At 61.0% G+C, this 13889-nt stretch carries 15 protein-coding genes; 2 read left to right on the plus strand and 13 right to left on the minus strand.

Translation table 11 applies throughout. The features are described 5' to 3' along the window. Position 1 precedes the first annotated feature (1 nt). The 10 genes from ACMGGG_RS17895 to ACMGGG_RS17940 form a co-directional block, all read right to left on the minus strand. Positions 2-583 carry a hypothetical protein gene (locus ACMGGG_RS17895; protein WP_162714423.1) on the minus strand — a complete coding sequence of 194 codons (582 nt, stop codon included), beginning with the start codon at positions 581-583 and terminating at the stop codon, positions 2-4. A 15-nt stretch (positions 584-598) separates the two neighbouring features. Beyond that, positions 599-2329 carry a phage tail protein gene (locus tag ACMGGG_RS17900; RefSeq protein ID WP_414154155.1) on the minus strand — a complete coding sequence of 577 codons (1731 nt, stop codon included), beginning with the start codon at positions 2327-2329 and terminating at the stop codon, positions 599-601. Beyond that, positions 2322-2930, minus strand: coding sequence for a phage tail protein I (locus ACMGGG_RS17905; protein WP_063545903.1), 609 nt, complete (start codon positions 2928-2930; stop codon positions 2322-2324). Before ACMGGG_RS17905 ends, ACMGGG_RS17900 begins: the two co-directional genes overlap by 8 nt. Position 2931: 1 nt before the next feature. Beyond that, positions 2932-3813 (minus strand): baseplate J/gp47 family protein, encoded by an 882-nt coding sequence (locus ACMGGG_RS17910; RefSeq protein ID WP_065862268.1) that lies wholly within the window; start codon positions 3811-3813, stop codon positions 2932-2934. Continuing rightward, positions 3810-4136, minus strand: a complete 327-nt coding sequence (locus tag ACMGGG_RS17915; RefSeq protein ID WP_063545905.1) for a GPW/gp25 family protein — start codon at positions 4134-4136, stop codon at positions 3810-3812. Before ACMGGG_RS17915 ends, ACMGGG_RS17910 begins: the two co-directional genes overlap by 4 nt. 87 nt (positions 4137-4223) lie before the next feature. Then, positions 4224-4784, minus strand: coding sequence for a phage baseplate assembly protein V (locus ACMGGG_RS17920; protein WP_414154156.1), 561 nt, complete (start codon positions 4782-4784; stop codon positions 4224-4226). Next, a complete protein-coding gene (locus tag ACMGGG_RS17925) occupies positions 4781-5278 on the minus strand; it encodes a hypothetical protein (RefSeq protein ID WP_414154157.1) in 498 nt (165 codons plus the stop codon). Before ACMGGG_RS17925 ends, ACMGGG_RS17920 begins: the two co-directional genes overlap by 4 nt. An 11-nt stretch (positions 5279-5289) precedes the next feature. Then, positions 5290-5613, minus strand: coding sequence for a phage holin family protein (locus ACMGGG_RS17930; protein ID WP_054891048.1), 324 nt, complete (start codon positions 5611-5613; stop codon positions 5290-5292). Positions 5614-6153: 540 nt separating this feature from the next. Further along, entirely contained in the window at positions 6154-6888 is a 735-nt protein-coding gene (locus ACMGGG_RS17935) for a helix-turn-helix transcriptional regulator (RefSeq protein WP_151925098.1), read from the minus strand. A 64-nt stretch (positions 6889-6952) separates the two neighbouring features. Beyond that, positions 6953-7393, minus strand: coding sequence for a hypothetical protein (locus ACMGGG_RS17940; protein ID WP_414154158.1), 441 nt, complete (start codon positions 7391-7393; stop codon positions 6953-6955). A 147-nt stretch (positions 7394-7540) separates the two neighbouring features. On the opposite strand from ACMGGG_RS17940, the gene mutS reads away from it, so the two are divergent. Next, the gene (gene mutS, locus ACMGGG_RS17945; protein ID WP_054891050.1) at positions 7541-10111 is read left to right on the plus strand and encodes a DNA mismatch repair protein MutS; all 2571 of its coding nucleotides are present in this window, start codon (positions 7541-7543) and stop codon (positions 10109-10111) included. 136 nt (positions 10112-10247) lie between these two features. Next, positions 10248-10571, plus strand: coding sequence for a ferredoxin FdxA (gene fdxA / locus ACMGGG_RS17950; RefSeq protein ID WP_054891051.1), 324 nt, complete (start codon positions 10248-10250; stop codon positions 10569-10571). Between the two features lie 503 nt (positions 10572-11074). On the opposite strand, the gene rpoS is transcribed toward fdxA, so the two are convergent. The 3 genes from rpoS to ACMGGG_RS17965 form a co-directional block, all read right to left on the minus strand. Next, positions 11075-12082, minus strand: a complete 1008-nt coding sequence (gene rpoS / locus ACMGGG_RS17955; RefSeq protein WP_054891052.1) for an RNA polymerase sigma factor RpoS — start codon at positions 12080-12082, stop codon at positions 11075-11077. Between the two features lie 109 nt (positions 12083-12191). Beyond that, positions 12192-13052, minus strand: a complete 861-nt coding sequence (locus ACMGGG_RS17960) for a peptidoglycan DD-metalloendopeptidase family protein (protein WP_414154159.1) — start codon at positions 13050-13052, stop codon at positions 12192-12194. A 188-nt stretch (positions 13053-13240) separates the two neighbouring features. Beyond that, a complete protein-coding gene (locus ACMGGG_RS17965) occupies positions 13241-13879 on the minus strand; it encodes a protein-L-isoaspartate(D-aspartate) O-methyltransferase (protein WP_162714454.1) in 639 nt (212 codons plus the stop codon). Between the last annotated feature and the right edge of the window lie 10 nt (positions 13880-13889).

Genomic DNA, 13889 nt, shown 5'->3' on the forward strand with positions numbered 1-13889 from the left:
ATCATGAAAATCGGCGTGCAATATCGTTATCCAAAGCTTTCATTTCTTCACAAATACCCTCAACTGACTCTATGACTTCCTCAAAGTACCTATAACGCAACTCATCATCAAGCTTTGCCAATTCAAACTTTCGCAATCGCATGCCACTTAAATCTTTCAATAATCCCCGACGCTGCTCAGCGGCAGAAATAACTGCTTTAGCGCATTCTTCATAGTTTTGCCCTGAGTCAGACCCTCCCATTTCGAGCCACGCACTGACGTCGCCTTGATAGCCGCGCTGACGATAATCGGTGGCTGCTCGCTCACGGGCAGAATACTCAGGTTCAAAGCGGCTCCAGATCGAGTAGCCCATAGCAACCGCCGCGTCGATCCGCTCGCCCAGTTCAGTGTCAGTTGGCCAAGTGGGTACCATGTCAATTAAGCGAGGGGGCATTATCGAAAAGTCAATCGTTTTCCCTTTAGAGTGCCCCTCTAGAAGATAAGCATGTAAAGCGGGTGTTACTTCCCATGCGTCATCAGGCAATTGAGGTGATACCTCATCACAAAAAAAACCTTTTTCTTTACAGCTTACATAGAACGCCATGCAAACTCCTTAATCTCAGTGACCAATCGCCCGCCAAAAGATATGCCTTGAATTCCCTGGATGATTGTCAACAAACAGCTGCCCCATGAATCCTGTTCTAGAGGGCCGACTGTGACTCACCTCCTGTCGAGACAATCGATAAGTCGGGTGATAATCGTAGTCATCAATAGTAACGCCAGCAGTAATCACGAGATTCAGACATGCATTGGGAAAGGCAATGGGGAACAAAGTATCAATAGCGATAGTCGTTATCGGTGTTTCAAAGTACCGATACCCCCATTGTTCCAATATACCATTTGGCCTTTTCGCCCAGCCCGTGGAACCTTTACTGGCAAAAAAATCTGCTGTGTTGGAGATTCCCCCACTCAATACGTAGTAGGTGAGATCGGAATGACATATGAGCATGATGGGTATGTCGTCATAGGTTAACGTGATGGAGTCTCGCTGCGACGCCCCCACCGCAATATAACCACCTTGACCTGCAGGCTTTCGGATTGTCACCGTCCCTGCTCCGGACCCAATACCAATGCAGAAAATTGACCCAGGTGGGATCCCAGAGGAGGGCAGGAAAGCTGTACCGTTCCACAATCCCTCGCCCGACATGTACGTCATCTTGCCGATGTGCTCTGCCGTAAGGGTGCCGCCGACCGGGAGAAAAGCTGTGGTACTTGGAAAGTTAATTCCGGCCTCTTTTACAAACTCAGTAGTCGCCAATCGTTGCGATACATCATTGCGCGGAGCGGTTATCGCGCTCGGCCTTCCAGCGAAGACCGGACTCTCGATCGCAGCCTTCGAGAGAAGGAGCCCGGATATCTCGGCTTTGGTATAAACATCCGTCAACCCATAACCTGCCACCGTCGATGGGTTTGTGGCAGCCACAACTCGGCCGTATTTGTCGACAGCGACACTGCGATAGGTGCCAGCAGTAACACCGCTACGTCCGAATGCCATTTCATAGTACTGCGCGCTAACACCCGGTGTTACGGCGCCATCGCTGATTAATTGCCACGCGCTGTCACCATTGATGACACCGCGCTCAACCAGCACCAGCAGTCCAGCCGTTACCTTGGCATCATTATCTGCATCCCGACTGCGCCCCCAGTTACCTGTTGCAACCAGATACAAGCCGTTATCCTTGGCCGCAATCTGATCTTTCACCAGTACCCTAGCACCCGCTGTCAGCGCTACCCCGTCCACGGTCTGCAAACCGCTTAGCGCAATCGGCGCAGTAGTAGCAGCGAGTACCGAGTGCTTGAAATCCTGCCGGGCCAGTTCCTCGGTGACCCACTCACGGGTCGCCAGCACCACGGCCGGGTCGATCTTCAACTGCACATTGCTCGCGCTGCTGACGATCAGGTTCATCCGCACCACCTGAGTACGGCCCGAGCCCTGGCTGAGCAGCGGCTTGTAGGTCGGTGCACAATTGGCCACGGCCACCAAGTCGCCGTCGGCGTCATACAGCGCGATCTCACGGATCCAGCGTCCGCCTACCTCGGCGGGAATGACCTGCTCGGCGACGATCACCGCGCTGTTGCTGTCATCCACCTTGAGCTGGTTCAACGGCGCGCGGCGCCATTCGTTGATCAGGCTGGTCTGGGTGGCGTTGGGGGTCGGGTCGGTGCCGTTGGCGTCGCCAACGCCCATCTGGGTGATTTTCCACGGAATGCCCAAGGCATCCGCATTGGCTTGCTTCGCCGCGCCCACATTGGTGAGGATGGCGTAGAACTGAGAAGTCTGGTCAACCATGTGCAATGTCCAAGGTATCGATTGTGTGTTCTCGGCCGCCGCGCCCGATGACGCCATCGACGTCGATATCACGCGGAGCCGGTGGATAGATGTCGAGCTCGTCGCCATCCTGGAGCGCGCAGCCGAGATGGAAGGCGCCGTTGCTTTCCAGGCTGATCACCATGCCGGTCATGTGCCGACTGACGGGACGGGCGTCGTCGATCAGCGCCGACAGTTCGTTGTAGGTCTGTTCGCTGATGCCCGAGTTCTCGACGCCGATCTTCAGCGCAAAGGTCCCCGGCACCCCGGCAGGCTGGGCCTGCCACCACTCCTGCACCTCGATGAGGTAGCCGAACGGCTCGACCACCCGCCTGAGGGCGCCGAGGGTGCCCTTGTGGGCATGGACGAAGAATGCCGAGCGAATCACCGAACGCTTGACGGTGTCGCTCCAGCTGTCGTCCCAGCGATCCACCGACCAGGCCCAGGCCAGCTGATAGAGCAAGTGCGCGGGGCAGGTGTCGGGGTTGTAGAGCTGACGCAGGGTGACCTTGAGGTCTTCGTCGCCAGCCGTTTCGATGGCCCGCTCCAGCGGGGTGCGGTTGAGCGGCAGAAGGCTTCGCATGTCAGCCTCCGCGCTTGAGGTCGAAGCCTGTGCACCAGGCAGCCTGGGCCTTGCTCGGGCGGATGTCGGTCCAGTCGATCAACTCGACCCGGCTGACGCCGTCGATGTGCAACTGGGCGTCGATGCCAGAGCGGGCGACCTCGACACCCAGGCGGCGCCGCGGGTTGATCCAGGCCTGCAGACGACGCCGGCACTCGCTGAGGATGGCCTCGTACTCGGGGCCGTTGTCGGCCATGTGCAGCACGGCGTCGATCCGGTATGGCAGCACCTGGGCGCTGCGCACATTGACCCGGTCGGCAACCGGGCGGATGTCCTCGTCGTTGAGATAGGCGTTGACTTCGTCGAGCAGCGCCTGGGGCGCGACACCGTCGTCATCGATGCTCAGTACCGTGACATCGACCACCGCTGGTGACGGGCTTTCGGCGGTCGCGTCGGCGACCCGTCCCGAGGCGTTGCGGGCGTGGAGGATGTAACTGTTGCGCGGGCCGGCGGTGGTCAGGCCTTCATAGACCAGTTGCACACGTTCGCGCAGGGCGTCGTCGGACTCGAGAATCGCCTCGGTGGGCGGAACAGTGGTGGGGTCGGCGGCCTGGATCACCAGGCGCTGCAACGAAACGTTGGCCGCCAGTTGGTCAAGGTCGCGGCCCTGGGCATAGGCGAGCAGCAAAGCCTTCGCAGCATCATTGATGCGTGCCCGGTTGAGCAGTTTTCGGTAGGCGCCGACTTCGAGCAGCTTGGTGACCGGATCGCTTTCCAGCTGTGCCGTCCAGCCATCGCCCATATGTGCGCGAAAGGTTTCAAGGTCGGCCTCGTACAGCGCCTCGAAATCAAGGTCTTCGAGCAGTTGCGGGGCGGGCAGTTTTGACAGGTCTACCTGGCTCATACGCTCACCTCCACCAGGGCGTCGTCGCCCAGGTAACGACCGCTCAGGGCCAGGCTGACCTGGCCGTCGAGCACGGCCACGACCTTCACTCGCTCCAGTTGCAGGCGTGGCTCCCAGCGCCCAAGGGCGCGGGCGACCTCGGCCTGGACCGCGCTCTTCCAGCCTTCGTTGACCGGCAGGTCGACATAGCGGCGCAGTTGGCTGCCGTAGTCCGGGCGCATGCGGCGACTGCCCAGAGGGGTGGTGAGAATGTCCTCGATGGACTGGCGCAGGTGAGCGATCCCGGCCAGTGGCAAGCCGGTGCGACGGTCCAGGCCGATCATGGCGCGCCTCCCGGGAAAGCCCGGGCGCGTTGATGGGTATCCATTGCGTTCTCCTGGCATGAAAAAGCCCGCGATGGCGGGCTGGGTTCAGTGTTTGTGGTTGGGCGTGTTGCCGGCGGTATCGATGATCCGCCCGCCGCCGTTGATGTCGCCGCTGACAGTCAGCGGGCCGTTGACCGTGACCTTGCCGGTCAGGGTGATGCTTGAGGCCTCGAGGGTGATCGCGCCGTCACTGACCACCAGGGTGCTGGCACCGACCTTGATGCGTGCGTTGCCGCTGGGCAGTTCGATGTCATAACGCCGGGCCTGCCAGTCGTAGGTCAGCGAACCGCCGTCATCGAAGCGCCAGACCTCGGCGTGCTCGCGGTTGTCTGGCGGGAAGCCGGCATTGCCATACAGCCCGGCAAAAAAAGTACCTTGCGCCGGTTCGCCACTGGGGCTGAGCAACACGCCCTGCTCACCCAGGCTCGGCGCCCGCCAGTGCCGAGCCTTGCCCGCCGCCTGGGCATGCCAGCGCACCCAGGCGCTGGTCCAGCCGCCACCATCGGACACCCGGACCCGGGCAGCGGCCAAATCCACCGCCACCACACGACAGGGAATCACCAGGGTGGCGAGCATGCGGTCATGCGCGGCGCTGACGTAGCTCATGCCAGGTCCTCCGGGGCGATGTACAGGCTTTCATTGCCGGGCCCCGTTTCTGGACTGAAGCCCAGCCGGAGGCTGCCCGGCGGCTGGTCGGGCCAGTGCCATTGCAGTTCGCCCAGCAGCACCGGCTGGTCCCAGCGCACGCGCCAACCAGCACCGGCGAAGAACGCCCGTACATTGCGGCTCGGCTCGACGAAGTCGAGCCCCCATAGCTGCTGGCGCAACAGGTCCATCAGTTGCGCGGCCAGCACGCTGCCCTGCAGGCGTGCCTCGGGGTTGGCGGCATCGGGGGTGATGTCCGCCTCGAAGGTGGTGACCAGCACCGAGCGTCCATCCCTGGGCGCAGCATCGGCAGTCATGCGCACGATGCCATGGCGCAACGCAGGCAATGCCGGGGCATGTCCTACTTGCATATAGGCATCGACCGATGCCAGCTCCGGAATCGCCTCTCGAATCGTTGCGGTCAAGGCCGCATGCAAGGTGGCCAGTTCGCTCATGTGCCGCACTCCTATCGTTCGTCCTTCAAACCAAGGCGCCTGGCTGCCCAGCGTTCGTAGAGGCCGATGGCCACATCGGCCCCCGCCATCGCGGTCAGGCACCCGAAGGCGCTGGCGCTCCAGATCGACATGCCACTGGCATACAGCAGCATCACCGTCGACACCCCGCAGACCATGCAAGCCCCCGAGCGCAGCGCCAGCCGCCGCAGCAGCGACCAGCCTCGGGCACCGGCCTTGTCGGCCCGCCACATCTCGCCGGAAAGCCCTCCCAGCAATGCCAGGACGATCACCAGCCAGAGCGGCATCTCCAGCAACGCCTGTTGCTCGTTCGTCACTGTCCTGTCTCCTGTGTCATGGCCACCGGCGAGTGCCGGTGGATCCCTTGCCGTATAACGCGGCATTCCAAAAGGCCCGTCCGTGCAGGCCCTTCAGTAATGCGTTGTCGAACCGTCGGTCACATCTGGTGACACCGACCGGTTCCGCTTCAAATTTGTGACTCCGACCGCGGCCACCTGCCCGCCGGATAACTGATCGTGGTGCTTTACGCTGCACACCCGGGCCAGTTGCCAACCCTCTGAACAGTCAAGGCCTGTTCATCGCTGCCTGTGTAACAACCGGTTGCTGTCCGGCTTGAGATACAGGCTATGCACTGATGCATATGCAGTCAATGCATTTTTGAAAAAATTTATGCATGAGGAGTTGCTTAAATGCATGAAGGCCTTGTCGGGTATGGCTTGTAGGGCTTTTCAGAGAGCCTAAAAATTTTGTAGGCCGGGTAGAGTTTGTGGCGACGGGGATGAAAGGCGGGAGGCGGGGATATTTTGTATGCATGAAAAAACCCGCCGAAGCGGGTTTTTATACAGCGGATTTGCGGGTCAGCGTGCGTACATGCCCCACCAGAAGACATGCCCGAGCAGGCTGATCTGCTCTTCCTGCATCTGCTGGAAACTGTAGTCTTCGTCGGGATGTTCATCGCGGTTGAAGCTGCGCAGGCGTATGCCGGTGGGCAGGCGATAGACCTGCTTCACCCGCAGTTGGCCATTGTGGTTGATGGCGTAGAGATCGCCATCGATGATGTCGCCAATGGCACATTTGCCGGTGTTGACGCCGACCGTCGCACCATCGCGCAGCACCGGCAGCATGCTGTTGCCGCGCACCGTGACGCACTTGGCCTGGTCGAACTGCACACCATTGTGGCGCAGGCTGCGCTTGCCGAAACGCAGGCGCGCGCGCTCGCTTTCCTCGATGACGAATCTTCCTGATCCTGCTGCCAATTCGACCTCTCGAAGAAATGGAACGGACACCTCGTCATCCTCGACGGGGGTTTCATCGTCCCACAGGCTGATGTCGCTCAGGTCCACATGACCATGCATGGGCTGCGCCTCGCGGGAATCACCCAGCTCTATGCGGCCACGCAACTGATCGGTGCTCACGCCGAAGTAATCGGCGATCCTGGAGACATGCTTGTCTGACGGATCGACAATTTTCTCGCTGAGGATCCGAGACAGGGTGGATTGCGGTACGCCCGTGCGCCGGTGCAGCTCCGTCGGGGACAGGCCGTGGCGATCGAGCAGTTCTCTGAGTACAGTGGCTACGTTGCGCTTTTGCATAAAATGCATATTGCTGCAGATCGATGGGAAATGCAAATGCATACAGCGCGCCCTGAACACGCGATCATTCAGGGATACCCGTCACCGCGTGCACCGCCCGCATCGCGCAAGGCGGACGCGCGCCCTGGGGTTCGATCTGCTCGCACTTGCGCAGCAACGGCAATGCGTCGCTGAACTTGATCGCAGCGACAGTCTCGGCATGCTGCTGGGACAGGAAACAGTGCTCGAAGCGATAGGCCGCATACACATCGGCCTGCACCGGCTCATTGTCATAGACTTCACTCACGATCTCGCGCAGCAACTGGCGGGTCGGCTCGTCAAGCTTGGTCGGTATCCCCTGCAGCAACTGCTCCCGCGGTGTCCCGTCAGCCCGTGCCTGGACGACATGCCGCGAAGCCTCTATCGACGCCTGCATACCCTGCGGGAAAGGGCACTGTGCAGCCGCCATGACCGGCAACGGCAGGCTCAAGCCTGCGACCATCAGATAAAACGCCACCCTTGGCATGGAATTCCTCGCGCTGTATTCGGGCCTGTCCGGAAAATCGACAAATCATAGCGGTGCCCTGCCCTTTGTGTCCTGCAGCAGGCGAAAAAAGCCTGTACCATTGCGGGTTTCGAAATTGCCACCAGACCACCTGTTTCAAGGCCCTGAATGTCTGATCTCTCCGCACACACCCCGATGATGCAGCAGTACTGGAAGCTGAAGAACCAGCATCCAGACCAGCTGATGTTCTACCGCATGGGCGACTTCTACGAAATCTTCTACGAAGATGCGAAGAAAGCCGCGAAACTGCTGGACATCACCCTGACCGCACGCGGTCAGTCGGCGGGCCAGTCGATCCCCATGTGCGGGATTCCGTTCCACTCGCTGGAAGGCTACCTGGCCAAACTGGTCAAGCTCGGCGAATCGGTGGTGATCTGCGAGCAGATCGGCGACCCGGCCACCAGCAAGGGCCCGGTTGAGCGCCAGGTGGTGCGTATCATCACGCCGGGTACGGTCAGCGACGAGGCGCTGCTCGACGAGCGCCGCGACAACCTGATCGCCGCCCTGCTGGGTGACGAACGCTTGTTCGGCCTCGCTGTGCTGGACATCACCAGCGGCAGCTTCACCGTGCAGGAGATCAAGGGCTGGGAAAACCTGCTTGCCGAACTCGAGCGCATCAACCCGGTGGAGCTGTTGATTCCCGACGACTGGCCCCAGGGCCTGCCGGCAGAGAAGCGCCCGGGAGCGCGCCGTCGGGCTCCGTGGGACTTCGACCGTGACTCGGCGCGCAAGAGTCTGTGCCAGCAGTTCGCGACCCAGGACCTCAAGGGCTTCGGCTGCGACAAGCTGACCCTGGCCATCGGCGCCGCCGGCTGCCTGCTGACCTACGCCAAGGAAACCCAGCGCACCAGCCTGCCGCACCTGCGCAGCCTGCGCCATGAGCGCATGGATGACACGGTGATTCTCGACGGCGCCAGCCGCCGCAACCTCGAGCTGGACATCAACCTGGCCGGTGGCCGCGACAACACGCTGCAGTCGGTCATCGACCGCTGCCAGACAGCGATGGCCAGCCGCCTGCTGAGCCGCTGGCTGAACCGCCCGCTGCGCGACCTGAAAGTCCTGCAGGCACGCCAGGATTCGATTCGCTGCTTCCTCGACGGCTACCGTTTCGAGAAGCTGCAGCCGCAACTCAAGGAAATCGGTGATATCGAGCGGATTCTCGCCCGTATCGGCCTGCGCAACGCCCGCCCACGTGATCTGGCACGCCTGCGCGATGCCCTTGGCGCCCTGCCCGAACTGCAGAACGCCATGGCCGAGCTCGAGGCCCCCCACCTGGCCCGCCTGGCGGCGATCACCGGCACCTACCCGGAGCTGGCCAGCCTGCTGGAGCGGGCAATCATCGACAACCCGCCTGCGGTGATCCGCGACGGCGGCGTGCTCAAGACCGGCTACGACAGCGAACTCGACGAACTGCTGGCCATGAGCGAGAACGCCGGTCAGTTCCTGATCGACCTCGAAGCCCGTGAGAAAGCCCGCACCGGGCTTGCCAATCTCAAGGTCGGCTACAACCGGGTGCATGGCTATTTCATCGAGCTGCCCACCAAACAAGCCGAACAAGCGCCGGGCGACTATATCCGCCGCCAGACGCTCAAGGGCGCCGAGCGCTTCATCACGCCTGAACTCAAGGCGTTCGAAGACAAGGCGTTGTCGGCCAAGAGCCGCGCCCTGGCCCGCGAGAAGATGCTCTACGATGCACTGCTCGAGACCTTGATCAGCCACCTCGCGCCGCTGCAGGACAGCGCTGCGGCGCTGGCCGAGCTGGACGTGCTGAGCAACCTCGCCGAGCGCGCACTGACCCTGGACCTGAACTGCCCGAGCTTCGTCGACGAGCCGTGCCTGCGCATCGAGCAAGGGCGTCATCCAGTGGTCGAGCAGGTACTGACCACGCCGTTCGTGGCCAACGACCTGGGCCTGGACAACAACACCCGCATGCTGATCATCACCGGTCCGAACATGGGCGGTAAATCTACCTATATGCGCCAGACCGCATTGATCGTGCTGATGGCGCATATCGGCAGCTTCGTGCCGGCAGCGCGCTGCGAACTGTCGCTGGTGGACCGCATCTTCACCCGCATCGGGTCCAGCGACGACCTGGCCGGCGGCCGCTCGACCTTCATGGTAGAGATGAGCGAGACCGCCAACATCCTGCACAATGCCACCGACCGTAGCCTGGTACTGATGGACGAGGTCGGCCGCGGAACCAGTACCTTCGACGGCCTGTCGCTGGCCTGGGCCGCTGCCGAACGTCTGGCGCAGTTGCGCGCCTACACCCTGTTCGCCACCCACTACTTCGAACTGACCGTACTGCCGGACAGCGAGCCGCTGGTGGCCAACGTGCACCTGAACGCCACCGAGCACAACGAGCGTATCGTGTTCCTGCACCATGTGCTGCCAGGCCCCGCCAGCCAGAGCTATGGCCTGGCAGTGGCGCAACTGGCGGGCGTGCCGTCGCAAGTCATCCTGCGCGCTCGCGAACACCTGGGCCGCCTGGAAACCGCCAGCCTGCCCCACGAGGCGCCGGTGACCAAAGCCAAGGGCGAACCGCACGTGCCGCACCAGAGCGACCTGTTCGCCAGCCTGCCCCACCCGGTCATCGAGAAGCTGGGCAAGCTGGCACTGGACGACATGACGCCTCGCCAAGCTATCGAAATGCTATATCAACTGAAAAACCTGTTATAACGGCCAGCCGCGCAAGCTGGTAGAATCCGCCGCGGTTTGCCGGAGCTGCAGGTTATTAGCCTGGCCTGCAGCCAATGTGAACCGCGCTGCCCTGGAAGGAAGGGCACGCTGCCGTCGCCTGAGGAGAAAATTAGAAATGACCTTCGTCGTCACCGACAACTGCATCAAATGCAAGTACACCGACTGCGTGGAAGTCTGTCCGGTGGACTGCTTCTACGAAGGCCCGAATTTCCTGGTCATTCACCCGGACGAGTGCATCGACTGTGCGCTGTGCGAGCCCGAGTGCCCGGCACAGGCCATTTTCTCGGAGGACGAAGTGCCTGCGGGGATGGAGAACTTCCTCGAGCTCAACGCCGAGCTGGCTGAGATATGGCCGAACATCACCGAGCGTAAGGATCCCCTGCCGGACGCTGAAGAATGGGATGGCAAGCCAGGCAAGATCGCTGATCTGGAGCGCTGATCGCTGCAGTGACGAAAAAAGGCCCGCAAGGGCCTTTTTTGTGCCTGGCATTCGAGCTCATGCAAGCCCGAGCGAGGAGAAATCGCAGGCAAAAAAAAGGGGCGGTTTGACCCGCCCACATTTTTTCCGTAGTCCCTGCTTGTCCCATTCATCATCCTGATGAATCGCATCCTGCGATGTCCTTGGCGATCATCCTTGAAAGCCTGTGCCAGTCCGTCGGCACACTTCAGATACTAGCGATTTCCCCAGCGCGAGCAACCTGCGCACCTCACAAGATGCTACAACTGACACATTTGCAAATATCAAAAAAATCCATGATTTTCAGAGAGTTAAGAAAATATCGTTGCTGAAAAAGGCAATTGTTTACTCTTGGTGGTAGCGAAGGCTTACACCACGAGTAAGCGATCTCTTACACGCCAAGCAACAGCGCTAGCAGGTTGAACAATTTCCCAGGCAAAAAAATGCCCCGAGGTCATCGGGGCATTCTGTTTGCGCGCAGCAGCTTATTGGAACAGCGACTCGCTGGACAGGCCGTTCTTTTCCAGGATCTCACGCAGACGCTTGAGCCCCTCCACCTGGATCTGCCGTACACGCTCACGGGTGAGGCCAATCTCCAGGCCAACATCCTCAAGCGTACTGCTCTCATGGCCACGCAGACCGAAACGGCGAATCACCACCTCCCGCTGCTTGTCGGTCAGCTCGCCCAACCATTGGTCGATGCTCTGCGACAGGTCGTCGTCCTGCAGCAACTCACACGGATCGGTGGGGCGGTCATCGGTAAGGGTGTCGAGCAGCGTCTTGTCCGAATCCGGGCCCAAGGACACGTCGACCGAGGAGACACGCTCGTTGAGCCCAAGCATGCGCTTGACCTCAGCCACTGGTTTCTCCAGCAGCCCGGCAATTTCTTCGGGGGACGGCTCATGGTCGAGCTTCTGGGTGAGCTCGCGCGCAGCGCGCAGGTAGACGTTGAGCTCCTTGACCACGTGGATCGGCAGGCGAATGGTGCGGGTCTGGTTCATGATCGCCCGTTCGATGGTCTGGCGGATCCACCAGGTCGCGTAGGTCGAGAAACGGAAGCCGCGCTCCGGATCGAACTTCTCCACGGCGCGGATCAACCCCAGGTTGCCCTCCTCGATCAAGTCGAGCAGCGACAGGCCGCGATTGACGTAGCGGCGGGCAATCTTAACGACCAAACGCAGGTTGCTTTCGATCATGCGTTTGCGGCCGGCCGGGTCGCCCTTCTGCGACAGGCGCGCGAAGTGCACTTCCTCTTCCGGGGAGAGCAATGGCGAGAAACCGATTTCGTTGAGGTACAGCTGCGTGGCGTCGAGCGCACGGCTGTAATCGATGTACTTGTGCTGCTTGAGCGATGAGCCCGTTTTGGCCCTGGTCCGAACCGAAGGTACAGCAGGTTCGTCTGACACCACATCCGTTTCCAAAACGATACCTGTCTCCATCAAGAGGAGGTCATCGTCGATGTCAAACTCCGGCACTTCTTTGCTGAGAGCCATTGTTATAGTCCTTTGCTGAGTTCGAACCTCAGACTCTAGCGGCGCCTGATTCCCTGGCAGCGCTAAAGCCTGTCCCCTTTACGTCTTCAGGAACAGGCTGGTGCAACAATCAACGGCGTGGCAGGAACTGGAGTGGGTCGACGGGTTTGCCCTGGCGGCGAATCTCGAAATGCAGCTTCACCCGATCAGTGCCCGTAGACCCCATTTCTGCGATCGTCTGCCCTGCCTTGACCTGCTGCCCCTCCCGAACCATGAGCCTGCGGTTGTGGCCGTAGGCACTGACGTAGGTATCATTGTGCTTGATGATGATGAGTTCGCCGTAGCCCCGCAAGCCACTCCCGGCGTAAACCACCGCACCATCAGATGCAGCAAAAACAGGCTGTCCCAAATCTCCGGCGATATCAATGCCTTTATTCAAACTACCGTTTGAAGCGAATTTTCCAATCAGCACGCCGTTCGCCGGCCAAGTCCAGCCCCCCACCGCACGCTCTGCGGCCGGCACCTGGGTGACGGTCGGAGCGGCTGTGGCAGGGGAAGCTGTTGCCGGCTTGTCGCTATTTGTTACTGGCGGGGTCTGCGTACCAACCGGACGGCGAATGACCGTGGTCCTGCTCGACGACGAGGGACCGGACGATACGACGGTGGTGGAGCCTCCAGCGCCGCTGCTGAAACGAATCGGCTGGCCAGGACGGATGGTGTAGGGCGCCGAGATGCCATTGCGCGCGGCCAGCTCCTTGTAGTCCCAGCCGTAGCGGAAGGCGATAGAGAACAGGGTATCGCCGGGTTTGACCACATACTGCCCCGAGGTCACGGTCGGACGCTTGGGTGCCGCGTTGTTGCGATCGACCACCCGAGCGCCACTGGAGCCGGTGCTGGAGCATCCCGCCAGCAAGGTTCCCATGGCCAGCGCAATCACCAGAAGCTTGAAACCCGACCGATCCTTGCGCTGCCGAATGATTGTGTGACCCACCCGCGCTCCCCTCATGGTGCCGAAATCTGGATATGACGATATGCAATATTGTTTCAATTATAACCGAGCCCGACCCGCTTGGGTGGCCCGTACGGGCGCTGTCATTCTGGCGGGGTTTGCCTCACCCCGCCAGATAGACAAGCCCGCGGCGCAAGAATTCGTTACAACCGCACATATTCCGTCGGCCGTCAGGCCAGTGGCCCGTTAAGCAGCGGCACGAAGCGTACGGCGCCCAGTACCCGGCGCGAGAAGCCCTGTTCCTCACGAACGATCAGCAACAGTTGCTGTGCTTCGCCGGCCGCCCCTACCGGAATCACCATACGTCCGCCGGGTGCCAACTGATCGAGCAAGGCCTGGGGGACTTCCGGCGCCACCGCGGTGACGATGATGGCGTTGTAAGGCGCCAGCGCCGGCCAGCCTTCGCAACCGTCGCCCCAACGAAACACCACGTTACGCAGGTTGAGCTCGACCAGACGCTCCTTGGCACGATCCTGCAGCACCTTGATCCGCTCGACCGAAAACACACGCTCGACCAGCTGCGCCAGGATGGCCGTCTGGTAACCAGAACCGGTGCCGATCTCCAGCACCTTGTCCAGCGGGCCGGCCTCCAGCAGCAGTTCGCTCATGTGCGCAACCATGAATGGCTGGGAAATCGTCTGGTTATGGCCGATCGGCAGCGCAGTATCTTCATACGCCCGATGCGCCAAGGCTTCATCGACGAACAGGTGGCGAGGGGTGCGGCGAATGGTCTCGAGCACCTTGGTGTTCGACACGCCCTCTTCATACAAGCGTTGGATCAGGCGCTCCCGGGTACGCTGGGAGGTCATGCCAATGCCG

The sequence above is a fragment of the Pseudomonas sp. BNK-44-b genome, from assembly GCF_047456245.1.
Classification (GTDB): Bacteria; Pseudomonadota; Gammaproteobacteria; order Pseudomonadales; family Pseudomonadaceae; genus Aquipseudomonas; species Aquipseudomonas machongensis.

Bases quoted from the DNA above. Each gene is read 5' to 3' on its own strand.
- ACMGGG_RS17935 (WP_151925098.1), bottom strand. From the start codon at position 6,888: ATGCAAAAGCGCAACGTAGCCACTGTACTCAGAGAACTGCTCGATCGC.
- ACMGGG_RS17905 (WP_063545903.1), bottom strand. From the start codon at position 2,930: ATGCGAAGCCTTCTGCCGCTCAACCGCACCCCGCTGGAGCGGGCCATC.
- ACMGGG_RS17940 (WP_414154158.1), bottom strand. From the start codon at position 7,393: ATGCCAAGGGTGGCGTTTTATCTGATGGTCGCAGGCTTGAGCCTGCCG.
- rpoS (WP_054891052.1), bottom strand. From the start codon at position 12,082: ATGGCTCTCAGCAAAGAAGTGCCGGAGTTTGACATCGACGATGACCTC.
- ACMGGG_RS17915 (WP_063545905.1), bottom strand. From the start codon at position 4,136: ATGATCGGCCTGGACCGTCGCACCGGCTTGCCACTGGCCGGGATCGCT.
- mutS (WP_054891050.1), top strand. From the start codon at position 7,541: ATGTCTGATCTCTCCGCACACACCCCGATGATGCAGCAGTACTGGAAG.
- ACMGGG_RS17925 (WP_414154157.1), bottom strand. From the start codon at position 5,278: ATGAGCGAACTGGCCACCTTGCATGCGGCCTTGACCGCAACGATTCGA.
- fdxA (WP_054891051.1), top strand. From the start codon at position 10,248: ATGACCTTCGTCGTCACCGACAACTGCATCAAATGCAAGTACACCGAC.
- ACMGGG_RS17965 (WP_162714454.1), bottom strand. From the start codon at position 13,879: ATGACCTCCCAGCGTACCCGGGAGCGCCTGATCCAACGCTTGTATGAA.
- ACMGGG_RS17900 (WP_414154155.1), bottom strand. From the start codon at position 2,329: ATGGTTGACCAGACTTCTCAGTTCTACGCCATCCTCACCAATGTGGGC.
- ACMGGG_RS17910 (WP_065862268.1), bottom strand. From the start codon at position 3,813: ATGAGCCAGGTAGACCTGTCAAAACTGCCCGCCCCGCAACTGCTCGAA.
- ACMGGG_RS17895 (WP_162714423.1), bottom strand. From the start codon at position 583: ATGGCGTTCTATGTAAGCTGTAAAGAAAAAGGTTTTTTTTGTGATGAG.
- ACMGGG_RS17920 (WP_414154156.1), bottom strand. From the start codon at position 4,784: ATGAGCTACGTCAGCGCCGCGCATGACCGCATGCTCGCCACCCTGGTG.